Here is an 18,330-nt window from a genome sequence, read left to right on the forward strand (position 1 = left end):
GACAGCGATTACGATTGCTGACGACAGAGCAGCTGTCCGTCGGTCAATCATCTGTTATAAAGAAAATATGAGCGGACAACCATTAATCAACCGCCCCAACCATACCGGATAGCAGAAGTAGCCGATCCTGTCGTGAATTCTATTTTACCCCTCAATGGGTGAGGGGCTCGCTGCACTGGCGGGTTCCCGAAACACGGTGAGAACGATGGCAACCAGAGACATCTACGAGAACGGATTCGACGAAGACATCCGAACTGAATCGAGTGCGAACCAATGCCCGGAATGCGACGGCCGGGTCACCACGAACGCGGTCGAAACAGTCTGCGAAGACTGTGGCCTGGTCATCGACGAACAGCGTATCGATCACGGGCCGGAGTGGCGGGCGTACGACGACGAGGAGCGCGAGCGAACGGGCGCCCCACTTACTGCGGCTCGCCACGATCGCGGCCTGTCGACGGAAATCGGTCGCGGCACCGACGCGAAGGGGAACCAGATCTCTGGGCAGAAGCGACGGCGACTCGCCCGGATGCGCCGTGAGCAGACACGTGGTCGCTGGCGGTCGAAATCGGAACGGAATCTCGCCCACGGACTGGGCGAAGTGCGCCGGTTGGCGAGTGCCCTCGAGCTCTCCGATTCGGTCCGCGACCAGGCGTGCCAGCTCTTCCGGAGCGCCCAGAACGAGGATCTGCTTCGTGGAAGATCCATCGAGGCCATCGCCGCGGCCAGCGTCTACGGGGCCTGCCGGTGTAACGGTCTCTCGCGATTGGTAGATGACGTCAGCGAGGTGGCCCGCGTCGCGGAGTCCCGGGTCACGAACGCGTACAAAACGCTGAACGAAGAGCTGGGCCTCCCCGCTGAGCCCGTCTCCCCCAGCATGTTCGTGCCGCGACTCGCCTCGGACCTCGAGTGTCCAGACGAGATCCGACAGCGGGCTCGAATGCTCGCGGAGCAAGCTGAAGAGCGCGGCATCACGACCGGCGTCCATCCGGCCGGGTTCGCAGCGGCCTGTCTCTACAAGGCCGGTCGCGAGGAGGGGCGATGGCTGACGCAAAGTGACGTTGCCGAGTCCGGGGATGTCACGTCAACCACGGTTCGGACGCATCACGAGACGCTCAATGAGCTCGCTATCTAGACCGGCCATGGAGGAAGCGAGGGCGTCCCATTCTCCCAGCGAATTGCCTCTACCGCCGATGGGAACTGCTGTAGTCGATCATCGAGGACGGCGAGTGGATGCGCGTCTAGAAACGTCGCGCTATGCCGATCGACAGGCGTGTCTTCGTGATTGAGTTGGATGTGGCAGGGTCCAAGATCTGGATGGTCGGCATCTTGGTGAAAGCCGAGCATCAGGTTCCGCTCCGGTTCGACCCAGTTGATACGGTAGTATTCGTGGTCGACGCCGGCGGGGTACCAGAATCGAATCTCCAGTCGCGCGGTCTCTGCGTCGTAGGAGTTACCCAGGAACATCGTCGGGTCAACATCCGCGATGACGTACCGGGGTCGGCGTCGAGACGGGCGATACCGCACGTCCTCACACCCTGCCTGCCTCGTCAATCGGTCGTGAACGTCGCGGAGGAGGGTGCGCTGTGTATAGCGGTCGCGACCGGCAAGAAAGATCATACTGGATTAGCTCGTGGCGCGGTCAGCCCCATCGGTCATCTGTTCGCGAGCGGCTTCGACGTCGGAGTATAGTTCTAGTGCGTGCTTGATGAGGCGGCGATCCTCCTCGTTCTCGCGCCAGAACGCAATCACGTCGCGGCGTTCGCGAAGCTCGCCACTTGAGAGATCCCCATCAGCAAGCGACTGTTCGAGGTCCTCCCACGTCTCGACATCGTAGGTCGCCTGCCATTCCTCGATCTCTCCTGTGATCGCCGCCAATTCGTTGCGAAGCTCCTCGCGCGTGTTCTCCTCGATGAGCGTGCGGATTTCCTCGAAGAGCAGCCGCGTGTAGTCCGGCTGGTAGCGCGTCGTCTCGCCGGCCTCGACGCGGCGCAGCTGGCCCTGGGCGACGAGATCCTGGAGCTCCTCGTTGGCCGTGCTCCAGGCGGCGTCGGCCTGCTCGCTGATCCAGTTAACCGACCGGGGTTCACGAAGCGTCTCGGCGACGGCTCGAATACGGTCGCGGGCGCTCATCGACTCAGTCCACGACTGTACGCCATTCCGTGGGGATTCCGACATGCTTGGCACCTCTTGCAACAGGGTTCGTGCCTCACTCCCATATATGTTTGTACTCTCTCGCATAATCGAGAGTACGTTACGAGCATTGTCGTCCGGACATTGAAATGCGAAACCGACAGAAGCTATGAACCAACCGATGCACAACAGATATTCTGACTTTGAGGAACTGCGGCCGACCGGCGAAGCGTCCCACATTCCAGACCAGAGGCTGGACGACGGGTGTGAGGGTGACACCCGGCGGCAACGCGTCGCGACGACCACGGGTGGCTACCCTGACGAGCCGTCGACCACCGACGGCGAGTGCCGGTCCTGTGGGACGTCAGTCCCAGACGGGCAGACGAAATGCCGGTTCTGTCTTACCAACCATCTCGGTAGTGACGCCACTAACACGAACGAGGCAGCGTCGACGACGTTCCTCGGCATCGTCCATCTGGTCGTCGAGTCGACCACGTTCTACGGCGCCGTCGCGAAAGGCGGCGCCGCGGGGAACCTTCTCTCTGCCAACGAGGCGGAGCCGGCCGTCGACGACTACACGCTCATCTACGATCTCGACGAGGCGCCGGCGCGCCAGCTGGCCGAGCAATGGCCCTCACTTCCCGACGCGGTACAGGTGTCGTCAGAGGAGGGAGAGCCGCTTCTCAGTGCCGCCCGTGACCGGACTGGGTGGCACGGGCAGGAAGCGTCGGAGCGTCAGGAGCAGGCCCCGACGCGGCTCTACGACCAGCGTGGGGACCGCATCCGCGACGCGTCGCGTCTCGACGCGGTCCTCGACGACGCCGACAATGCGGTGTGGCTGGTTCCAGCGATGGTGCTGACCGAATCTACTGGCGAAGCTGCGGCTGATCGCCAGGCGTCGTCGGTACCGACGACGCAGGAACTCGACTGTCAAAACTGTGGACAGGCGACCGACCATCGGTTCAAGACCCACGAGTCGGTCCCGGATGCGGCGTGGACGGGGCAACCGATCTGGGAGTGCCGGGTGTGTGGCTCTGCCCGCTACGGACCTAGTCTCGAGTAGGGCCAGTGTTGGGCCTCGATTAACCAACATCTCTGCAGGTGGCCCCGGGTTTCGTTGGTTAACAGTAATAGGAAGTACGATTTCCTTGTTCAGACTCGCAGCCGCTAACTGGTGTAAAATCGATAACTACAGATAGAATACTAATCGCTACGTGAGGGGATGGAGAGCAGTAGTTGAGGCTGGGTCACTCAATGCATATGATCCCAATTTTCCGCGCCCACCAATCAAGTTTATTTGTACTACATCAATTTAATTGGGTAAGCTTTATGTGGCAGTCCTCACCAGCAGATATTGCGGTCGAAGTCGAGAGACCCCACATCTGGGGGTTAAGACCCTGGAGGATTAAGTAGTGACAACTATGAACTGCCCGGACTGCGGGAACGAGCGAACACGCGTCATCGATACAGGGACCAGTGCCGACGGAACTTCCGTCCGACGGCGCCGCGAATGTCAACGCTGTTCGTTCCGCTTTACGACCTACGAACGTCCGGAGTGGGAGTCCCTCCAAGTGAAAAAACGCGACGGTACCATCGAATCGTTCGACCGACAGAAACTCCGCGCAGGGATCGAGCGAGCCGTTGAGAAGCGAGACGTGGCCGAGACAACAGTGACCGCTCTCGTCGACGATATCGAGAGCGAACTGCAAGATCGAGAGGCACGTATCGTCTCTTCGAGTCTTATCGGCGAACTCGTCTCTGAGAACCTCCGTACGCTCGATAAGGTAGCCTACATTCGATTTGTCTCCGTTTACAAAGCATTCTCTGAGCCACAGGAGTTCCTGAGAGAACTTGACGCAGTCTTGGATGCAGAACTCGATGACTTCGAAGCCTCGAACAGCGCACTATGACACAAACATACGCAGCTCAAACGAATGTTCGGTCAATCCTTGACCGGGCGAGCATGACCCACGTCCAGACGTACAGAGAACGACGGAAACAGAAACCAACCGACAGAGAACGATTCCTCCGGGGTACGTGCCAATGACTGAAAACAAAACCAAAGGCGGAGATCCGGAGACCGACATCTTCTCCGAACGAACACACCTAAAGCCGTACGAGTACCCCGACGTCCTCGAGTACAAAGACGCGATACGGAACAGCTACTGGGTTCACACAGAGTTCAACTTTTCAGGAGACGTTCAAGACTTCAAGGTCAACACGACTCCGGCCGAGAAAACCGTCATCAAGCGGACGATGCTGGCCATCGCGCAGATCGAGGTCCAGGTCAAGACCTTCTGGGCAGAAATCTACGACGAGATGCCCAAAGCGGAGATCGGGAACGTCGGCATGACCTTTGCGGAGAGCGAGGTCAGACACATGGACGCGTACAGCCATCTCCTCGACATCTTGGGGATCACGGAGGACTTCGAGGAGGTGACTGAGGTCCCCGCAATCGAGGAGCGGATCGACTACCTCGACGAGTACCTCGAGAAGAGCGAGAGCGACGACAAACAGGAGTACGTGATGAGTCTCCTGCTGTTCTCCACGTTCGTCGAGCACGTCTCGCTGTTCTCGCAGTTCCTCATCATGACGAGCTTCGACAAACACGAAAAGAAATTCAAGGGGATCGCGAACGCCGTCGAAGCGACCAGCAAGGAGGAGCAGATTCACGGACTGTTCGGTGTCGAACTCGTGGAGACGATTCGCGAGGAGAATCCGGACCTCTTCGACGAGGACTTCGATGAAGAGGTCCAAGCAGCCTGTCAGCAGGCGTTCGAGGCAGAGATGAAGATACTGGACTGGATCTTCAGTGAGGGCGAACTGGAGTTCCTTCCCCGGGCGCACGTCGACGCGTTCCTGCGGGACCGGTTCAACCAGAGCCTCAAGAACATCGGTGTCGAGCCGATCTTCGAGCCGGACGATGACCTGCTCGAGGAGACACGGTGGTTCGATGAAGACATCATGATGACGAAAGATAACGACTTCTTCAGCAAGCGGTCGACCACGTACAACAAGCACGCACAGAGCGTTACCGCCGAGGACATATTCTAACGATGGCACAAACAGAACCAGCACTCGACGAGGTACAACAGCAGCACGAGGAACCATTCTACTGGCTGAACGAGGACAGCCGGGCGTTCCTCGACGAGGGGTACCTGATCGAGGGCGTCACGGCCGAGGAGCGGGTCAGGGAGATCGCAGAGCGGGCCGAGGAGATCCTGGACGACGACGGCTTCGCGGACAAGTTCTACGACTACATGAGTCGGGGCTTCTACAGCCTCGCGAGTCCGGTGTGGGCGAACTTCGGTCTGGACCGAGGCCTGCCCATCAGCTGCTTCGGGAGCTACATGGAGGACAACATGGAGAGCATCCTCTACACGCAGGCCGAAGTGGGCGAGATGACCAAGCTGGGCGGCGGGACCAGCGGGTACTTCGGCGAGATCCGGCCCCGAGGCAGCCCGATCACGAACAACGGCAAGAGCAACGGGAGCTACAGCTTCACCGAGCTGTTCGACACGATCATCAACGTCGTCAGCCAAGGCGAGACGCGACGCGGCCAGTTCGCGGGGTACATCGACGTCGAACACGACGACCTGGACGAGTGGCTCAACATCAAGACCGAGGGTGACCCCGTCCAAGACATCTACTACGGCGTTATCATCGGTGACGACTGGTTCCGGGCGATGGTCGACGGCGACGAGGAGAAGCGAGAGACGTGGGCGGAGATCATCGAGACTCGGATCAACATCGGTGTCCCGTACATCATCTTCCGGGACAACATGAACGACGGGAAGCCACAGGTCTACAAGGACAGGGGCTACGAGATCAACGGCTCCAACCTGTGTACCGAGATCGCGCTGCCGGCCACGCCAGACGAGAGTTTCGTCTGTTGTCTCTCGTCGATGAACGCGCTTCACTACGATGAGTGGAAGGATACCGACGCAGTAGAGACGCTGACGCGGTTCCTCGACGCCGTCATGGAGGAGTTCATCCAAGAGGCGGAGGGGACGCAGTTCATGGAACGCCCAGTGCGGTTTGCGAAACGGCACAGGGCGATCGGCATCGGCGTTCTCGGCTGGCACAGCTACCTCCAGAGCGAGATGATTCCGTTCGACAGCATGGAGGCGATGGAGAAAAACGAGGCAATCTTCCGCACCATCAAGGAGCGAAGTTACGAGGAGAGTCGTCGGCTCGCCGACGAGTTCGGCGAACCGGAGGTGCTCGAGGGCTACGGTCGCCGGAACGCGACGACGATGAGCGTGGCCCCGACGAAATCCAGCAGTGTCATCCTGGGGCAGGTCAGTCCGAGCATCGAACCGCTGAAATCGAACTACTTCGTCCGCGACGGTGCGAAGCTGAAATCGACGCAGAAGAACCAGTTCCTTGAGGCGATACTGAAAGAGCGAGGCAGAGACGAGCGCGAGGTCTGGGACAGCATCGCACAGAACGACGGGAGCGTGCAACACCTCGACTGCCTGACCGACGAGGAGAAGGAAGTGTTCAAAACCTTCGCCGAGATCCCACAGATGGCGATCATCAACCAGGCGGCACAGCGGCAGAAACACATAGATCAGGCACAGAGTCTGAACGTCTCGATCGATCCGAGCGAAGTGAGCGTCAAGGAGATCAACCAGCTCTACATCGAGGCTTGGAAGAAAGGGGTGAAGAGTCTCTACTACCAACATAGCGTGAACGCTGCACAGAAGTTCAGCCGAGACATCCTCGAATGCAAGGCCTGTGAGAGCTGATCACCCATCGGCCGGTATGATAGAGTGCTCCATGTAAACTACGCACACCTATTTACCAGACGTTCCAGACCGGTTTTAGAATGAAGAAAGAGTGCTTTGACCTACTGTTAAGAGCGTGATCTCCTGCAAGCCCGACGCCAATCTCGATGGTGGGTCTTTCCGCGCCGGCGAGCGGTGAGGCGCTTCCGATGGAGCAAGAGTTCAAACAGGGCTACCGGATGCATCGTGTACTCAGCAATCTCAACCGACTCGACGTCGACCGATTGGACGACGCGGATCGAGAGCGAGTCGAGACCGCGAGAGACCTCCTGGAAGAGGTGAGCCTTCTCACGCGGCCGGGCGACGGAGCCGGGGCGGACGCCCACGCAAACTCCTAACTGGCGTCGCCGACCACGCCCAGGGAGGCACCTCTCGCGTCGGTTTATCGCCCCCGACAGGGGTGCGGGGGCGACCCCGTGAAGTCCAGACATGGCGACACTGCAAGCTGCGACGACGTCGACTGACGCGATCGTATCGGATCCTCAGGCAGTCCGCGAGCTCTGTGAGAACTACTGCTTCGGGACGCTCGACTGGGAGGTGACCGAAGACGGAGAGCTCACCATCTGGGGGTACGATGACTTCGAGGTGTACGAGGCGCGGGAGAACGGCCTCCCAGACTACGAGGGCGGCATCGTGACTCACGCATTCCTGCGAGAACTCGCCAACCACCTCGAAGCCGACGAAGAACTCGATATCCAGACAGTGGGGTTCACCAAGTGCCGCTTCCCCGTGCTGGCGAAGCGGTACGTCGTTCGCGACGGCGAAGTCCTCCACGCGGACCTCAGTTCCCTCGACCCGATCGACGAGTAGCGTTGTTCGTCCCCCGGGAGGGGTGCGGGGCGATCCAGTCGCGGTCGCCCTGTGAGGTGATTGCTCGATGGGACATCGCGCACTCGTTGCGTACGAACGCACGGACGGACAGTACACGCTCCACTACAGCCATTGGGGCGCAGCGAACCTGAAGCTCAAGCACCGAATCTCGGCTGAGTCGCCGTTCGGTGGCGACGACACCGACTCCAAGTGGGCGAAACAGCTGCTGGCTGAACTGGCCGATGGCCTCGAGGCAGATGCGGTCGACGGCTACCTCACCGGCGAGGATCGTCCGTCGTCGGTCGTCGAGCCGAAGCCCCGCGCCACCGGGCTCACCCTCGACGAGATCGTTGCTGATCACCTCGACTACCTCCACCACGAGGCGTTCTTCGTGGTGTCGCCGACGTTCGAGGTGACCGCCTATCGGACGCTGTGGTTCGGGCTCCAGTACGACTCGGAGACGGTCGAACAGGGAGAGACCGTCGGGAACGGCGCGCTCGCGACGGTGCGCTGGTACGACGGCGAGCCGGTCGGCGACGGCCACCTGCAGGGCCAGTTCGCGGCCCTCAAAGACGTCGTCGGCGACATGATCGACAAAGGCGTCTTCACGCCGTCGACGGCGAGGCAGTACCTGAAACGGAAGCTGGCCGAACGAGTCGGGGACCGACAGGAGCTGCTCATTCCGACTGGAGAATCACCCTTCGAGAAGGCGAGCCTGAACCACTTCTAGTTCGATCTGCTTCGTGGCAGGTCCTGTTTTTCAGGGGTCAGAATGGGTGAGCCCCGCCATAGGCTCGTGATTCGATGACCTCAGACGACGACCCGTTTCACGACTGCGAGTTGGATCCCGAGGCGATCCTCGGGACACACACCTTCGAAGACGTCCTGTTCACCGACGAGACGGAAACCCCGGTGAACGTGCTCACCGGCGAGACACCGGCACATTCGCAAGCAACCGTCGAGGAAGCGAAGGAGTTCGCTGCGAGTATCGACACGGAGACGCCCCAAATCGCGCTCCCCGCATCCGTCGAGTCGCAGGTCGAAACCCAAAGCAAGCCCTACACGGCGGCCGCGTTCTTCCACTTCAAGGCGACTGGCTCGCTCGAACGGCACCGCGCCTACCACGCTGCCTACGAGTCAAACGCGTTCACCGTCGACTTCGAGGCCGACTACGCGTCGGGCGATCTAACCATCACCGTTAAAGAAGCCGATGAAGCAAATTAGTCGAACCGCTCAAACCGGTAATTCTCCTCGAAAGGACTCGTGTCAATACCGATCTCCGCCATTGAAATGATGACCTGGTAATCCGACAAGATATTCGAAAGCTCGCTTAGGAAGTTCGCTATCGCCCTCGTATTGTACTTGTCCTGCTCCTTCCCGAAGGCAGAGTCAATAACGAACAGCCGAAGAGGCAGATTCCGATCTGACTGGCTCAGCTCTTTCAAAATTGCTGTGTGGAACAAGAGAGCGTGAAGCACAACCTCCGACGTACTTCCCTGAGGATCAGTTGAATCAAGAACAGTGCCGTCCTCCAGGTGGACCTCGTAAGTGTACCTCCCCTTGTCCTGAAACACAACGTCGTCGACATCACTGAACGTTCCATCAGTGAAGTAGTCCGTCAACTCAAGCATTACATCGGACAACTTGTTCTTCAGCCTCCGCTGCTCTTGGTCCCGTTTTCTCTGGACGATCGTATTGAAACTGGAAAGCATCTGCCGCTTCCGATTATTCTGCTCGTACTCCTCGTACAGCATTTCCAGCTCCTCGACCTCTTCCTCCAACTCCTCTATCCGATCTTCCTTCGTATCGATCTCGGCCTGGATCGTCGTCAGTTTCTCCTTCCGTTCTCTGACCTCTCGGTCAAGCTCCTCACGCTCATCAATAAGATCAGCAACCTCACCCTCCTCAAGCGTCTCCTCCAACTGTTCAATTTGCTCGTTCGTGGCCTCAATCCGTTCTTCCAGTGACTGGATCTCGAACTGGATATCCTCTTTTTGATCTTCCAGATCCTCTAATCGCTCCTGCTGCTTCTCCTGGATCGCCGTAATAGATTCTTCAGCTTGGTGCTCCTTCTCGACCCGCAACCGCTTATCGGGCACTTCCTTGCGACACAGAGGACAGTGATGGTCTTCCAGAAGACGGGCACGGTCCTCGCTCTCTACCTTGTTAGTACAGATAGGGCACTTCTCAGGGACGCTCATCAGATTCCGGACCTCGTCCCCGACAACGTCCATATCCTCCTTCAGATCTGTATCTTCGTACCGGTTGATGAGGCGGCGAACTTTCGCTAACTCATTGACCTTGTCCGTGAGCTGCCGCTGGAGATTAGCCTCTTTAGACTCCAAGGAACTCTTCTGGGATTGAAGCTCGTCGGTGTCAACACCTTCCTCAGTCTCTTCCCGGAGAGCATGGCGAACTGACTCTAACTGATCCTGCTTATCGGTCAGTTTCGCACTAATCCGATCTCGTTCATTCTCCAGGTCATCGAGTTCTCTCCTTTCCTGCTTGAGTTCTTTCCTACGGTCCTCAACGTACATCGAGGCCTGCCTGGCTTCCTCGGAGACACTGTACTGTTCCTCCATCCGGTTCTCGCTGGCGTTGATGACGTTCGTAAGATTCACCCGGAAGAGGATGTCCAGCATGTCGGAGGCCTTGTTCCAGTCCATGAACAGCCGCCAGTCCTTGGAGGTGATGAAGAAGAGTCCCATGATACGATAGAGATCCCATCTGCGTTCACTGAGACGCTCTTCTAACGGCAGAATCCCGAGAAGATCGGAAACCTTGGCCTGACTATCTCGCCGGTCTTCCTCCTCACCGCCCTCTTCAGGAGACTTCGTAACACGAGGGTAGCCGGTAAGCGAATTGCCCTCCCACTTCAGTGTGCGGTAGATCTTGTACTTGTCTCCGTTGACGTTCCAGTACGTGTTGGTGTGAGCGGTGGACTTCCCGTTGCTAATCAAGTTCGTTAGCTCGAACTCTGAACTCTTCGGATCGCTATCAGGGAGCCCGATCAGATTGTATTCTAAGGCCTCTATGAAACTGGTTTTCCCCGTCAGATTCTCCCCATACAACACCGTTCCCTGCTCCCCGAAGGGAATCTCCTTGTTCTCTACTGCCTCGAAATCCTGTACCGATGCCTTATCAAGATGGAGCAGTTCCTCGTCGAGAGAAACGTCCTTATAGTGGTTTTCAAGGAGCTGGCGGCATTCCTCTTTGTCCTCTTCGGTGAACTTGGGCTTGTTCTCTACCTCGTTCAAGATGTCCTTGATGATCTGGTCTTCACTAGACATTCAGCATCAACTCCTGAATCGGATCCACGGGCTCATCGAAGTCCCGTTGACGTGCCTTCAACAATTCCTCGTTCTTCGGGGTGGCCTGGAACTGGGGCATGGACCTGACCAGTTCCTTGAGCTCCTCCATCGATTTCGTACCGTACTCCCTAATCACGTCTCTCTGCTGGAGATCCCATTCTTTCAGTAAGACACTGTCAAGGTTATCCAGCTTCTTTCCGTACTTGGCTATCAACCGTTCACCGTTCTCTCCTAACGAGATCTCATAGGGTTCATCACCCTCCGAAACCCGCTCCTCCATCACCTCTTCATGAAGCAGAGACTGGGCGAAAAGCCGGTTCTTGTCCCGGTACAGTTTCTGGGAATACGGGCCGCTTCCCTTCGAAAAGTTGTATCGGTAACCGGTGTGCTCCAGGTTGCCGAGAGTCGTCCGATTCGACCTGTTTGGAAGAGTATCCTCCTTTGACAGCTCGAGGTTCACCAAGTACAGCAGATACTGAAGCCGGTTCCGAGGCGCAACACTGTCCTCCCCGGTCAGCTTCATATAATCCCGGACGAACTTCAGCATCATCACGAAGTCCGCAACCTGATCCAAGCCGTAGTCAAGTTTGTACTGTTCCGAGTACATCTCCAGAATCGGCACTTGGCCGTCCCGGAATCTCTGCAGTTTCTCTTCGGAAAGACCTGCTAGCTCAAGCTCGTCGATAACACGCTCATCAGGTAGAACCTGTTCGTTCAGGAAATCGAAATACTGCTCTCCAGAAAGCCGCTCCGAACCTTCCTGTTCGTCTAATTTCTCGCTTTGCACATCCGCAGCGATATCCAGGTAGAGATGGAACTCTTCGCCGGACAAGTCCGCCCATTCTCCGATTCGTTTCAGGGCGAGTGTTTCGTTCACCATCCGGGGTCAGCTCCTTGCATCGATTAGATCACAGACGTTGTTGTTCCATTCAATGACCTCCTCTTTTCCTCTCTTCGGATTCGCGCTCATATCGAGGTACTGCCTGATACTGTTCCTGAGGACAGGCTTCGATTTGACCGTGAAGACATTCTGACTGTCCGTCACCTCATCGAGGTCTTCCTCGATCTCTTCATGCTCTGATTCCGGGGCATCGATCAGGATGCAGACATGGGTTCGAGGAGGTGTGGCGTTTATCGCACGTCTGAAGTCGTCCTTGAGACCGTCTTCTATGATGCATTCGTGGTGGACAAGCCAGAGACTGCTCTTGAGGATCGTTGTTTCTGCCTCTACAGGGTCGTCCCGCATCAAGTCAAGGCCTTCTCCATGAGGATCTGCGACGATAGTCTCCTCGTAGCCTGATATCTTGGGAGTGATCTCGTTTAGGATAGATTCTAGATCGTCTCCGTAGCAGCTTTTGGAGTCGCTGAATAGGCAGATTCCCTCGTTGTGAGGTTTCTTATCCGGAGGCCCAAATTCCCGGTCTTCAGCGTACTTTTCCATGTTATGCTACGATTATTTACCCCTGACAGATAATACTACCCTACGTGAAGCCGAGTTATCCATTTCCCTAAGCTCTTCTTCGAGGTCTTGGAAAGCATTGTACCGGTCCTCCCATACGGAGAACTGGGCATCGCTGTTGGGGAGGTCGCCTACCATCTTTTTCTGCCCCTGCAGTTCCCGTTGCTTGAACGTCTCCAGCCAGTCCTGTAGGTCTGAAGCGAGGTCTCCGGTTCCTTCCAGGTTGGATGTCTGGAGGCCTGTAAGAAGTGAGTCACCTGCCTGGATCAGCTGGCCGGGTTCGTCGACGATCTCTGGCTCCGGTTTTTCTTTGAGGTCTTCTGCTGCTGTGAGGAACTGGTCGATGTCTTCCGGTTTCGTGTTGGGGTTGTCGGAGAAATAATCCTCGCCGTAGATGATCCCAGCTATCGAGATGGCGTAACCGGTTGAGAATACGGCTCCGATACCGATGTCGACTGGCTGGAGGACAATGCTTCCGGTGTACGGGTAGACGAGGAGCAGGTAGCCGATGTAGATGACGACGGTTGAGAAAGCGAGGTGTGCTGCCCAGCATTTGAGGATATGGACGGGGCTGTGGAACTTGGCTGAGTAGGTCTGGTATCCGAGGCCTGAAAGCAGGACATAGAGTGCAGCGGCGAGGACAACGGTGAGAAGCCCTGTTATAAGGAGTGCTGCACTGTCACTGAAGGGGATCGGTAGGAACGGAGGCTTGGCGACGAAGAAAGTGGCCCCCAAGAAGACTGTCTCGCTAGCTACGATGGCAAAAATCTTAGTCTCGGATCGACCAAAGATGAGGAATTCAGAAAATGGAATAGACCGAATAGAGGAGAAAGTACCCATAGTGAGCTGTTTATGAAGTAGATGTTGGTGGACAAGTAATAGTTCCTGTCATAACTTGGGCCCACTGAGTTGCCCGTCCTCCTATCTGGTATTAGAACGATAGCCAGTGAGCACCTCTTTTGGAGATGTTTTTCGAGCGCCGGCGATGGGTGCCGGCGCAGCTGGAGCGAGCAACCACATCCGGTGCGTCGGCGTTACGAGGTGTTCGAGATGCACATGGTGATTTACGCACTGGTAGAGGCATCGACGCACGACGACGCGCTGGCCACCGGAAAGACGGTGTTCGACCGCCTGGTCGGCGCGGACCCACACGCCGGCGCCGTCTTCGACTACTACGTCACGTTCGATGAGGAGGACACGTCCGTTGCGGGGAAGGCACGATGGGGTGAGCTCCCGACTGCAGCCCCCGTCGATTCTGATGACGGCCAGGATCTCCTCGAGCGTGGCTGGGAGGCGACGAAGGAAGAGTTCGAGCGTAATCTCGATCGGGTGAAGGAGGCCATCGACGAGCTCTCCGACGAGGAGATCATGCGCGACGAGGACCTCGCCCGGCACGCCTTCCACAAGGTCGGTGCGTACGACGGCCCGACGATCTTCCTGTACACCGAACACGGAACCGGCATTCGCCACCGTGGACAGTTGGACCGACTCCTCGAGGAGAGTGAGGAGCTCTGGATCGTACCCGCTGACGTCCACTTCTGAATAATGCCCAGGATCACCAACTGGCGACGCGAGAGCCGCTCGCCGACACTCGCGTATCGGAACACCGAGACCGGTGCGCGAGCCGTCCTGCATCGAGCCCCGGACTCCTACCGGTACAAATGGCGTGGGGCAATCCTCGTCGACGGCTATCCGGTGTGGTCGCGGGGGTACGAGACGAAGGATGCGACATCGTTCCGTGACGAGCTCCGGGAGCGGCCCGCACCGGACCTCAGCTGCCCGGAGTGTCCGAACAACGACGTTCGCGTCGGCGAGAAGGCGGCAGACGGGGCGAAAGTCCAGCGGTGGTATGACTGCCCCGACTGTGGGTACGAAGCCCCCTCACGCATCGTCTATGGCGCCGAACGGTGAGTGAGTGAGCGGTGGGCGCTGTTTTTCGGCCGGGCACGAGGTGGTGGCCCGGTACGACCGGGTGAGTCAACCAATGAGTCTCGAAGTACTTGACCGACACAGCGAGGCACTGTTCGAGTTCCTCTGGTGTCCCGTCTGCGGGAAGGAGGTCTTCACTCACATCCCCTTCGAGGGGGTGTTCTGCAAGAACTGCAACACCCAGGTCGAACTCCAGGAATCCCGAGAAACACGCGGCTACGAGGAAGCCGTGCTCGCCTGCTTCGATACAACCACGACCTGGAACCTCCACGTCGACGAGAAACTGCGCCGCGACCTGCCTGATGGGTCGGCCCGCGTGAAGACCCTCGGCGCACCGGGCGCCTACAAGGTCGACTGGTGGAGTCCAGAGCCGGGTGAGGACTGGGAACCTGTGGAGCGTGGCGAGTTCGACGACATCGAAGAACCATCAGAGGTGTCGCACCTGGCGTAGCGGAATGCAGCCCCGCAGCGACTGCGTGGTGTTGTTCCTGCGCCGGCGATGGGTGCCGGCGCACACGCGTCGGCGAGTATCAATGTCGACACGGAGTCAACTCCGATTCGTACAACGAGTCGAACAGACCGGTGAGACAGATGGCAGTGCCGACCGCGTCGCGCAGGTGTACAGGCATTCAGATGGCTGCCCGGGGAGCGTCCTCCGGGATCTCACACAGCTGAAAGAGCTTCTCGATGCGACCCACGCTGAGCGAGGACCGGGCTACACGGCAGCGACGTTCGTATTCCTCGACAAGCTCTCGACGGTCAGCCTCTATCTGGATGGCGACCCAGAGCGAACGATCGACGCGGCTCAGCCAGCGGATCTCCTTGAGCCGTCCAACATGGAGCACCTCGATCAGCCACTGTTCCTGCTTGGCCACGGCGTCGAGGATCCAGCTGACGGCATTCATGGCGACGAGGAGTACCTCTACATTGTGGAACTCCCGACGGAGACCAAATTTGACGAGCCGACCGAGTGGCGGATCAAGGTGAGCGACCACTCCGAGTTCCCCCGCTGGGACGGCCCGACCGACGAGGCTTTCGAGCGGGCGAACTGGCAATTCCAAGGATCGCTGGAGGACGCCCTTGCAGAGCTGGTTCGTGACGAAGCAGTCGTGAAGTAAAATCATAATCGTAGTCGTACGAATAGGGATTAGATCGACCCAGATTATTACGAAGACAGGATTCCCAATTCTTGACGAGCTGAGTGCCGGGCATCAGCCACACCGGAGAAACTCGCGGCTGAGACCGAGTTTTCACGAAGGCATCTTAACGACGTACTCGATGAACGGCCCACAGGGAAAGTGCTCGTAGAACTTCGTGACTTCAGCAAATTTAACTCACAACTCCGATCCCACTATCTACGGAAAAATCCCCGACTCGCCACCCAGGAACGGAATAGCGGCTGTGGATCGTGGATACTCCATCGCACTTACCTCCGTCCTCGGACCGACTCAGGCCATCTCTTATAACGGCACCAACGCAGTAACACGGAAAGATGAGGCTGTTGGACGATCGATTTGGATAACGATGGAGTAGTGTTTTATCCCCACCCTCTCGACTTAGAGGGGAACGGAGTACTCACTGAGATGGCCTGGCAACAAACCCCCTATACGCTCCCATTGGTGGCGTCGGGAGCCCTTCTCTCGGGGTTTGCCCTGTATTTGTGGTGGCTTGGTCGTGGCCAGCAATCTCGGGGAACTATCTTGGGCTCGCTATTGATGCTAACCGGCGCAGAATGGGTTTTCGCCTATGCGTTACAGCTCTCGTCGACCACTCTGTCACAGAAGATCTTCTGGGTTCAGTTCGAATTTATCGGCGTGGTCCTCTTACCGCTCATCTGGTTCGGATACGTCCTCTGGTACACTGGTCGAGACAGCTGGTTCACACCTCGTGTGTTTGGTCCCCTCGGAGCGTTTGCTGTAGGGTTCCTTCTTTTGCTGGTAACGAATGAGAGCCACCATCTCGTCTATCAGAGTTTTCAGCTCACGATGATTGACTCACTTGCTATTTTCGACCCAACGTACGGGCCTGCGTTTTGGTTGTACCTGGTCTACGCCGATGGACTCCTATTAGTAACGCTCGGGCTCCTCGCCAGTACATTCGTCCATACCCGAGGCGTGTTCAGATGGCAGATTAGCGTCCTCTTTATCTTCGCATTAGTTCCCGGAATCGCAGGCATTCTCTATGTCACCGGCAACAATCCGCTCCCCGGCCTCAATATCGCCGCGCTTTCGAACATCGTTACTGCCTTCGCAGGCGGCATCAGTCTGGCGCGATTCAAATGGATGGACGTGACACCGGTCGCTCGCGACACCGCGTTCGATGCGATGAACGAGATCGTCCTCGTACTGGACTCCGATTGCCGGCTCGTCGATATGAATGCGAGTGCTGGCTTCCTGCTCGGCGAGCCACGAAAGACGGTTATCGGAACGCCAGTAACGGATCACATTCCTGAACTTGAATCAATCGTAGCTGATCTCCCCGCCGCTTCTGCCCGTCGTGAACTCACGATTAGTACTGATGATGGAGACAGCGTATTCGAGGTGACGGTATCCCCCATCGAGGAGGTCCCGGGAAACGACAACGGCTACACAATTCTCCTCCACGATATCACTGCTCGGAAACGGGCCGAAGACCGACTCCGGACCCAATCCACTCGCCTCGAACGGCTCCACTCAGTCGCCCAAGAGCTCGCAGCAGCTCACTCCACAGAGCGAGTCTACGAACTCGCGGTGTCTGGAGCTATTGATGTCCTTGACTGTGACGAGGTTAGAATTTCGGCGGTCGAGAACGAGTATTTTGTTCCTCAAGCAAGTTCGGGCAACACAGCACTTGAGGAGTGTGGACCGATGCCTGTCGATGCTGGCTATGCCGGGCATAGCTACTCGACGGGAACGATACTGGTCGTCGACGATCTGACCCACATCCGCGGGGTATCGACTGACTCGTCCAACCAGTCTCAATCCCCCGACTTTTCGCCGCCGGCCCCGTCGATCCCTGACGAGCGTACACAAGAAAGCGAAGGGACGAACTCAGATGGTGACGAATATCGTTCGTTACTGAGTGCCCCTGTTGGAGAATACGGCGTCGTACAGGCATTTTCGGTCGCACCGGAGGCGTTCGACGACCGCGACCAGCAGATTATCGATCTGTTGCTTTCTCACGTTGAGACCGCACTTGAACGGGTTGCAGTTGAAGACGAACTCCGTGCTGAACGGGACCGACTGGACGAGTTCGCGAGTGTGGTATCACACGACCTCCGGAATCCGCTGAACGTCGCTGATGGCCGTGTTCGTCTGGCTGCAGAGGAGCAAGACGGTGAAAATGAACATCTCGAGGCCGCGATTCGGGCCCTCACCAAGATGACTGAACTCATCGACGATATGCTGACGCTGGCTCGCGAAGGGCGAACGATCGGGGAGACGGAGTCCGTCCGGCTGGAGAGACTCGTGACGGAGGCGTGGGACTCGGTTGATACACATGACGCATCGCTCAGCGTCGACGACTCGCTCCCCACTCTCGAGGCCGACCGCTCGCGGCTGCGTGAACTCTTCGAGAACCTGTTTCGAAACGCTATCGAACACGGAGGGAGGGATGTGACGGTGACTGTTGGTGCCCTCGAAAGCGGATTCTATGTGGCGGATGATGGACCGGGAATTCCCGAAGATGAGTGGTCAACCGTATTCGAGTCTGGCTATTCGACCGCTGCTGGTGGAACCGGATTCGGCCTCGCCATCGTCGAACGGATTGCGGACGCCCACGGTTGGGACGTCTCGATCCGAGAGAGCACCTCCGGTGGTGCTCGCTTCGAGTTCACCGACCAGGAGACGGTATATCAGCACACACCACCGGACCATCCAACCGAGAAACGATGAGCTATTCCCCTCCCTTGGACCTTCCCGGG

General features: G+C 57.8%; 20 protein-coding genes. 14 read left to right on the forward strand and 6 right to left on the reverse strand.

Annotated features, from left to right (window positions below):
- Positions 1–205 precede the first annotated feature (205 nt).
- Positions 206–1,132: a transcription initiation factor IIB gene (locus tag BMZ83_RS13490; RefSeq protein WP_074879727.1), complete on the forward strand. Its 927-nt coding sequence runs from the start codon at positions 206–208 to the stop codon at positions 1,130–1,132.
- Here BMZ83_RS13490 and BMZ83_RS13495 read toward each other — a convergent pair.
- Complete coding sequence (locus BMZ83_RS13495; RefSeq protein ID WP_074879635.1) at positions 1,129–1,617, reverse strand: hypothetical protein; 489 nt, start codon at positions 1,615–1,617, stop codon at positions 1,129–1,131. The genes BMZ83_RS13490 and BMZ83_RS13495 overlap by 4 nt on opposite strands.
- Positions 1,618–1,623: 6 nt before the next feature.
- Positions 1,624–2,175, reverse strand: coding sequence for a DUF7342 family protein (locus BMZ83_RS13500; RefSeq protein WP_074879638.1), 552 nt, complete (start codon positions 2,173–2,175; stop codon positions 1,624–1,626).
- A gap of 136 nt (positions 2,176–2,311) precedes the next feature.
- Between BMZ83_RS13500 and BMZ83_RS13505 the strand changes: the two genes are divergently transcribed.
- The 8 genes from BMZ83_RS13505 (at position 2,312) to BMZ83_RS13540 (ending at position 8,954) form a co-directional block, all read left to right on the forward strand.
- On the forward strand, positions 2,312–3,193 hold the full coding sequence (locus BMZ83_RS13505; RefSeq protein ID WP_074879642.1) for a biosurfactant protein 1: 882 nt from the start codon (positions 2,312–2,314) through the stop codon (positions 3,191–3,193).
- A gap of 358 nt (positions 3,194–3,551) precedes the next feature.
- Positions 3,552–4,040: a transcriptional regulator NrdR gene (nrdR, locus tag BMZ83_RS13510; RefSeq protein WP_074879646.1), complete on the forward strand. Its 489-nt coding sequence runs from the start codon at positions 3,552–3,554 to the stop codon at positions 4,038–4,040.
- A gap of 133 nt (positions 4,041–4,173) precedes the next feature.
- Positions 4,174–5,184: a ribonucleotide-diphosphate reductase subunit beta gene (locus BMZ83_RS13515; RefSeq protein ID WP_074879650.1), complete on the forward strand. Its 1,011-nt coding sequence runs from the start codon at positions 4,174–4,176 to the stop codon at positions 5,182–5,184.
- Between the two features lie 2 nt (positions 5,185–5,186).
- A complete protein-coding gene (locus BMZ83_RS13520; RefSeq protein ID WP_074879654.1) occupies positions 5,187–6,881 on the forward strand; it encodes a ribonucleoside-diphosphate reductase subunit alpha in 1,695 nt (564 codons plus the stop codon).
- A 188-nt stretch (positions 6,882–7,069) separates the two neighbouring features.
- Entirely contained in the window at positions 7,070–7,258 is a 189-nt protein-coding gene (locus tag BMZ83_RS13525; RefSeq protein WP_074879730.1) for a hypothetical protein, read from the forward strand.
- Positions 7,259–7,349: 91 nt separating this feature from the next.
- Positions 7,350–7,730, forward strand: coding sequence for a hypothetical protein (locus tag BMZ83_RS13530; RefSeq protein ID WP_074879657.1), 381 nt, complete (start codon positions 7,350–7,352; stop codon positions 7,728–7,730).
- Positions 7,731–7,797: 67 nt separating this feature from the next.
- Positions 7,798–8,460 carry a DUF6735 family protein gene (locus BMZ83_RS13535; protein ID WP_074879660.1) on the forward strand — a complete coding sequence of 221 codons (663 nt, stop codon included), beginning with the start codon at positions 7,798–7,800 and terminating at the stop codon, positions 8,458–8,460.
- A gap of 74 nt (positions 8,461–8,534) precedes the next feature.
- Entirely contained in the window at positions 8,535–8,954 is a 420-nt protein-coding gene (locus BMZ83_RS13540; protein WP_074879663.1) for a hypothetical protein, read from the forward strand.
- On the opposite strand, the gene BMZ83_RS13545 is transcribed toward BMZ83_RS13540, so the two are convergent.
- From BMZ83_RS13545 to BMZ83_RS13560, 4 genes are read right to left on the reverse strand one after another with little or no spacing between them, the layout of a single operon-like run.
- A complete protein-coding gene (locus tag BMZ83_RS13545) occupies positions 8,951–11,020 on the reverse strand; it encodes an SMC family protein (RefSeq protein ID WP_074879666.1) in 2,070 nt (689 codons plus the stop codon). The two genes, BMZ83_RS13540 and BMZ83_RS13545, sit on opposite strands and share 4 nt — an antisense overlap.
- On the reverse strand, positions 11,013–11,921 hold the full coding sequence (locus BMZ83_RS13550) for a hypothetical protein (protein WP_074879669.1): 909 nt from the start codon (positions 11,919–11,921) through the stop codon (positions 11,013–11,015). Before BMZ83_RS13550 ends, BMZ83_RS13545 begins: the two co-directional genes overlap by 8 nt.
- A 6-nt stretch (positions 11,922–11,927) precedes the next feature.
- Positions 11,928–12,482, reverse strand: coding sequence for a hypothetical protein (locus BMZ83_RS13555; RefSeq protein ID WP_074879672.1), 555 nt, complete (start codon positions 12,480–12,482; stop codon positions 11,928–11,930).
- A 12-nt stretch (positions 12,483–12,494) separates the two neighbouring features.
- The gene (locus BMZ83_RS13560; RefSeq protein ID WP_074879675.1) at positions 12,495–13,340 is read right to left on the reverse strand and encodes a hypothetical protein; all 846 of its coding nucleotides are present in this window, start codon (positions 13,338–13,340) and stop codon (positions 12,495–12,497) included.
- Positions 13,341–13,550: 210 nt separating this feature from the next.
- On the opposite strand from BMZ83_RS13560, the gene BMZ83_RS13565 reads away from it, so the two are divergent.
- The 5 genes from BMZ83_RS13565 (at position 13,551) to BMZ83_RS13585 (ending at position 18,301) form a co-directional block, all read left to right on the forward strand.
- On the forward strand, positions 13,551–14,042 hold the full coding sequence (locus BMZ83_RS13565) for a hypothetical protein (RefSeq protein WP_074879733.1): 492 nt from the start codon (positions 13,551–13,553) through the stop codon (positions 14,040–14,042).
- A gap of 3 nt (positions 14,043–14,045) precedes the next feature.
- The gene (locus tag BMZ83_RS13570; RefSeq protein ID WP_074879679.1) at positions 14,046–14,411 is read left to right on the forward strand and encodes a DUF7568 family protein; all 366 of its coding nucleotides are present in this window, start codon (positions 14,046–14,048) and stop codon (positions 14,409–14,411) included.
- A gap of 73 nt (positions 14,412–14,484) precedes the next feature.
- Positions 14,485–14,880, forward strand: a complete 396-nt coding sequence (locus BMZ83_RS13575; RefSeq protein ID WP_074879682.1) for a DUF7567 family protein — start codon at positions 14,485–14,487, stop codon at positions 14,878–14,880.
- Between the two features lie 82 nt (positions 14,881–14,962).
- Positions 14,963–15,547 (forward strand): hypothetical protein, encoded by a 585-nt coding sequence (locus tag BMZ83_RS13580; RefSeq protein ID WP_074879685.1) that lies wholly within the window; start codon positions 14,963–14,965, stop codon positions 15,545–15,547.
- A 465-nt stretch (positions 15,548–16,012) separates the two neighbouring features.
- On the forward strand, positions 16,013–18,301 hold the full coding sequence (locus tag BMZ83_RS13585; RefSeq protein ID WP_074879688.1) for a histidine kinase N-terminal 7TM domain-containing protein: 2,289 nt from the start codon (positions 16,013–16,015) through the stop codon (positions 18,299–18,301).
- Positions 18,302–18,330 lie beyond the last annotated feature (29 nt).

Origin of the sequence: Halolamina pelagica (assembly GCF_900115675.1) — an archaeon.
GTDB lineage: Archaea > Halobacteriota > Halobacteria > Halobacteriales > Haloferacaceae > Halolamina > Halolamina pelagica.